Consider the following 1662-nt stretch of genomic DNA (forward strand, 5'->3'; position numbering starts at 1 on the left):
CTCACCGTGTGGTACATCTCCTCGGCGCTGCTGATGTCGTTGTTGCGCAGCGTGAGATCCCAGTACATGGTCACCGTGTCGTCGGCAGAGAAGTGCCGGCTACGGGTGTTCTGGGTCTGGTGGGTGTAGTCGTTCGGGCCGTCTTCCTCGTGAATGTGCTGTTCGATCGTGACTTCGCGCCCGGCGGCGCAAGTGACGGTCATGTTGTAGCGGATGACCTTGTCGCCGTTGGCCGGATTGATGTGGTCGAAGACCGGGCGCTCCGGGTCCACGGTGCATCCCCAGTTCGTGGTCGAGGCCTCGGCCGAAGCGATGCCCGCGAACGGCACGGCCGCCGCGACGAGGGCGACCAGAGCCAGCCGGGCAGGGCTGATTGCAGGGAACTTCATGACGTCCTCCGTGTGCTGATGGGCCGCGGTCGCGGCGCCGAGAGCACAGTGCGGCAGGGGCATCAGCGTGGCGTCACAACGCGATCAGCGCCGGTTGTGGGGCCGCCACAGGCCGACCGCAGCCCATGCCGCCCGAATAAAACCAATGAGGACTCTTGAAATTCGCGGCCATCACGGGCACGCTCTCATTAACGCAAACTTGTGCTAGCGAAAATGGCGGCGGATGACGATGGTGGCGCGACCTGTGCCGGCCGGACGGAACAGGATCTGCCCGGCGATCGCATCCTCGGCCTGCCGAGCCGCCCCGGGCGGCGGCGCCGCCCAGGCGTGGTGGTCGAATCCCACCACCTGTGCATGAGCTTTGCGGCGTCCAGGCCATCGGCGCGATGACGTGACCGGCCTGGGCTTCAGCCGAATGGGAAACGACAGGGAGGTCAACCCATGCACAGACCCAACTCCGGCACGCCCTTGCGGGTGTCGGTCATCGTCCTCGCCGTCGGAGCCTTGGTGCTCGTCGGCAGCCCGGCTCAGGCACTCGGATGGACCACCATCGCCAGCCCCAGCGAGGTGCCGGGCAACAACCTGCTGTACGGCGCCGACTCGTCCGACGCGCGCGACGTCTGGGCCGTGGGGGTGGTCTATCCGCCGCTCGGCGGCAGCTCGCACGGCCTGGCGCTGCGGTACGACGGGACGGCCTGGCGATCGGTCCCGGGCACTGGCCTGCCCGGCAACGACACACTCCATGGCGTCGATGCGGTCTCGGCCGGCGACGTCTGGGCGGTCGGCGAACATCGCGCCGGGATCGGCAGTTACGAAACCCTGGCGGTCCACTGGAACGGGACGAGGTGGACGCGGGAACCCACCCCGAACGGCAACCCCGCCAGCATGAACAACGTCCACGGCGTCGCGGCCACGGGCGGCACGGTGTGGGCGGTCGGCACCTATGTAGACCCGGCGTCGCCGATCAACCGGCGGAAGCTGATCCTGCAGCGCGCGGACGGCACCTGGCGAGTGTCCGCCGCACCGACAGTGGCGAGGTACGAGAGTCTCGCTGCCGTCGACGCCACCGGACCGGCGGACGTCTGGGCGGTCGGCTCGGCCACCGCCGACATCAACAGCGCGCCGCTGAGGCCGCTCGCCTTGCGCTGGAACGGCGCCGGGTGGGTCTCGATGACGCTTCCGGCCCCGGCCGGCACCGCACTGACCGGCGTTGACGCGCGGACGCCTGGCGACGTGTGGGCGGTCGGGTCAACCTCCGGCGCCACCGGCCGGC

Annotated in this window: 3 protein-coding genes; 1 reads left to right on the plus strand and 2 read right to left on the minus strand. The window is 69.3% G+C overall.

Annotated elements, in window-relative coordinates; genetic code table 11:
• Both AB0M20_RS42190 and AB0M20_RS42195 read right to left on the minus strand, forming a co-directional pair.
• On the minus strand, nucleotides 1-389 hold a 389-nt coding region (locus tag AB0M20_RS42190), incomplete at its 3' end, for a hypothetical protein (protein WP_364307009.1).
• 204 nt (nucleotides 390-593) lie between these two features.
• Entirely contained in the window at nucleotides 594-737 is a 144-nt protein-coding gene (locus AB0M20_RS42195; RefSeq protein WP_364307011.1) for a hypothetical protein, read from the minus strand.
• 93 nt (nucleotides 738-830) lie between these two features.
• On the opposite strand from AB0M20_RS42195, the gene AB0M20_RS42200 reads away from it, so the two are divergent.
• Nucleotides 831-1662: hypothetical protein (locus AB0M20_RS42200; protein ID WP_364307012.1), on the plus strand; the 832-nt coding region annotated here is incomplete at its 3' end.

Origin of the sequence: Actinoplanes sp. NPDC051633 (assembly GCF_040681735.1) — a bacterium.
In the GTDB taxonomy this organism is placed as follows: domain Bacteria; phylum Actinomycetota; class Actinomycetes; order Mycobacteriales; family Micromonosporaceae; genus Actinoplanes.